Genomic DNA, 3528 nt, shown 5'->3' with positions numbered 1-3528 from the left:
TCCAAAATATCCCTAAAAACACGCACCATCAAGAACAGCTCCCCTATGCAATGCCGTTTCGAATGGCATTGTTGGCGGACGATGGAAGCGAATATCCTCTTGTAAGTGAGCGCGTAACGTTACTGCATAACGATGTATTGTGGTTGGAGGAGGGTGTCAGCGAGATCGTTTTCAAAGAGATCCCGACCAAGCCGCGTCTATCGCTCAATCGAGGATTCAGCGCTCCGATCATTGTTCAATGCGACGAACTCGATTTCCCGTTTTTAATGGCGCATGAGCGCGATGGGTTTGTCCGTTATGAAGCGGCGCACCAATTCGGGATTGAGACATTGGAAGCGATGATGGCTGGTGCAGAGGTAAAAGAGCGCTATATCGAGAGCTACGGAGCGATTTTAGCGGATCGTTCTATCGAAGAGATGTTCAAATCGCAGATTTTGGAACTGCCGAGTATGACCACGCTGATGCAACGCCAAGAGACGATAAACGTTGCCCTGATCGCAAAAGCTCAAGAGAAGCTGAAATACTCCGTTGCGAAGCGTTATTTTAATGAATTGCTCCAGATGCTCAATGAATTGTATGATCCCTCAAATGCTCGTATTGACGGTATCAGCATGGGGAAACGGGCCCTCAAAAATAGAGTTTTAGGGCTTTTGATGTGTGCAGGTGATGAGTCTATTTATACCTTGTGTCTATCCCATTATCACGAAGCACATTCCATGAGTGAGCGGCTGGCGGCTTTGGATTTGCTCGAAAACTATGCTCCCGATTTAGCGGTTGGTGCACTGGAGCATTTCTATGCCCGATACAGCGATCAAACGTTGGTGATGAACAAATATTTTGTTGTTCGTGCTTCATCTCGTCGTGAGGGGACACTGCAAAGAGTTAAAGAGCTTCAAAACGATAGTGCGTATGATAAAAAAGTACCGAATTTGGTACGCTCTTTGATCGGAAGTTTTGCCCGAAATCCGGTTGCATTCTATGATGTAAGCGGTGAGGGATTTGCATTTGTGGCGGATAAAGTGATCGAGATCGATGAGCTTAACCCACAGATCGCTTCTGGTCTCGCGGGGGCATTTAAAAATTACGGCCGTCTGGGCATCGAACAAAAGACACAGATGGGATGTGAATTGGAACGGATTAAAAACCATCCGAATCTCTCTAATAATGTTTATGAAATTGTGAGTAAGATTTTAGAAGCCTAAGAACTCTTTGGCTTCAAATATTCGTATACGATCACTATCACGATGAAAGTTATGACTAAACTGATAAATTCATTCATGGTACACCTAGCTCTTTTTCAAAGTATCTTCCCCTTGGGTTTCTCATCCTAGATAAGGAATAAGGCTTTATTTGCTATAGCCATAGTTGTCATAAAGATACCCCGCAATAGTTATTGCTTCTTCTTTGGTTAAGTTCCCTTTCTGAGAGGGCATTAGACCGAACCGATCGATCGATTGTTTCATACATAGCGCTTTTGCTGGTGTCGGTTCAAAGATATAATCGGCGATAAAACCTACCGCTTCGGCTTTGGCCGCTTTGGCATCTTTTACATGGGTCATTACTCCCATAATCGGTGGAGCGATCATTGTATTCATCGCTTCGAATGAGGGTCTTTGTTTTAGATGACAGGCAGCACATTTTTCTTCGAATAACGTTGATCCTTTTTCTTGAGCCATTGATGTTTCTGCTACGAACAAAAGGAGAAACAGCGTTAATGTAAGTTGAGGTAATTTCATACTAAAGCCTCCATAACGTTAGATAGGCTACATTCTATTGCAGTTTATATTAGCTTATTATTAATATAATAATATAGAATTATGTATTGTACATTTTTTAGAAGAAGAAATATGATTAGATTAGAGATTCCGGAGATGGATCGGTTGGAGATTGAGCATTGATAGCAATGCTCCGAAATTAATTTTATTTACATCCCCGGAATACGGGGGATATACCCCATTTTTGAGAGTTTGTAATACCATCCCCACCCCATTTTGAGCCAATGCCCGATGATCGGAAGGGGGATCAGAAGTGCTTTCTTATCATTCCGCAAGACAAATCCGGCACCGTCGCCCATATCCATGACGCAGAGGATATTGAGATGTTCTTGGTAACTCTTTTTCTCCTCTGATTTCATCCCCATGTTAACCGCTGAGTTATGGGCAACATTGCGCGCCATGATTTCGGCAATATGCCCCTGTTTGGCTTTCCAGTCGGGTCCTTCCAAGGCCGCAGCGTCTCCGATGGCATACCACGCTTCAACCCCTTCAATCTCGCAAAAAGCGTTAATTTTGATAAATCCTGCATTGTTGAGCGGGAGATCGGACGCTTTGATAAACGGCTGAGCATCGCCGGCGGGGATAAACATCGTCAAATCGGATTCCAATCGGCTGTCGTCTTCAAATACGACCCCGTCGGTTTCAAAACGTTTGATCTTTTTACCGTAACGGGTTGCGAAACGATTGCGTTTAAACATCATCTCCATCATGGAGAGCGCTTTTGGTCCCATTCGAGCACCGGGTAAGGGCATCGGTGCAAAGAAGGTCATCTCATAGTTGTCTCGGATGCCGAGTTTTTTGAGACGGTGGTGGAGATTGAAAAAAAGTTCAAATCCGGGACCACCGCGTATAGCACTCGGATCGTTCGGATTACCGCCGAAACCGAACGCTATTTTTCCGCTCCCCTTGGCTATGAGCGATTCTATTTTATCTTTGAGGAGGATGGACTGCTCTGGCGCTCCGCAGATGGAGAGGGTATGTTCCAATCCTTCATGTTTCATTTTTCCGGCACCCGTAGCGATGACGAGGTGAGGGGCGTTACGGACACCGCCCTCTTTGAGGGTTATGGTTTTGTCGCTCGCATTGATGGCTACTACTTCATCGACGGTGAGTTTAAATCCGTGACGTGCGGCGATCTTATCAAGAGAGAATGCGACATCCTCAAATCGTATTGTTTTGACGGGAATCCAAATGGCGATCGGATAGATAAAAACATAACTTCGATCGCTGAGCAACTCAACCTCGAATCCCTCTTTACGGTAATAAATCGCCGCTTCGACTCCGGCGATACCGCCGCCTATAATGAGAACTTTTTGCACGTTTTTATCCTTGCACATAATACAAATAATAATTATTCATTTTCGCTATGAATGATAATTATAATAGTAATGGCGTATAAAGTCAATATAGATAAATATTTTAATCGTCATAATTATTTTTTATGTTTCTTTGCTAATTCGCTATTAGAATTTTAAATTGGGAAAAAATGTAACACTGATAGCTTTTGTAATAAATTTAGTCAAAAATGCAAGGTTCATTTTAAGGATGTGATATAATTGTGATGATATAGGGTTATAATCGACTTTTATGGAATTATTTAACGAAGGAGAATCAATGGCAAGAGTAGTCGTCCTCGGTGGCGGTGTCGCCGGACATACTGCAGCAACGTTCGCGGCAGATTGGCTCGGAAAAGATCACGAGGTAGTGGTAGTAACCCCTAACTCAAAATGGAACTGGATCCCATCAAACATTT

3 protein-coding genes and 1 pseudogene are annotated in these 3528 nt (G+C 43.5%); 2 read left to right on the top strand and 2 right to left on the bottom strand.

Annotated features, from left to right (window positions below):
- A partial coding sequence (locus VFW36_RS12040) for a DUF3458 domain-containing protein (RefSeq protein ID WP_329659058.1) occupies positions 1-1202 on the top strand: 1202 nt, incomplete at its 5' end.
- Positions 1203-1346: 144 nt separating this feature from the next.
- Here the strand turns inward: VFW36_RS12040 and VFW36_RS12035 are convergent.
- A complete protein-coding gene (locus VFW36_RS12035) occupies positions 1347-1736 on the bottom strand; it encodes a cytochrome c (RefSeq protein WP_329659057.1) in 390 nt (129 codons plus the stop codon).
- Positions 1737-1924: 188 nt separating this feature from the next.
- The gene (locus VFW36_RS12030; RefSeq protein WP_329659056.1) at positions 1925-3094 is read right to left on the bottom strand and encodes an NAD(P)/FAD-dependent oxidoreductase; all 1170 of its coding nucleotides are present in this window, start codon (positions 3092-3094) and stop codon (positions 1925-1927) included.
- A 295-nt stretch (positions 3095-3389) separates the two neighbouring features.
- Here VFW36_RS12030 and VFW36_RS12025 point away from each other — a divergent pair.
- Positions 3390-3528 (top strand): annotated as a pseudogene (locus VFW36_RS12025) (NAD(P)/FAD-dependent oxidoreductase); the annotation flags it as partial.

Source organism: Sulfuricurvum sp., from assembly GCF_036279695.1.
Lineage (GTDB): Bacteria > Campylobacterota > Campylobacteria > Campylobacterales > Sulfurimonadaceae > Sulfuricurvum.
The sequence above is the reverse complement of the archived record's forward strand: the minus strand, read 5'-3'. Positions and strand labels throughout refer to the sequence as shown.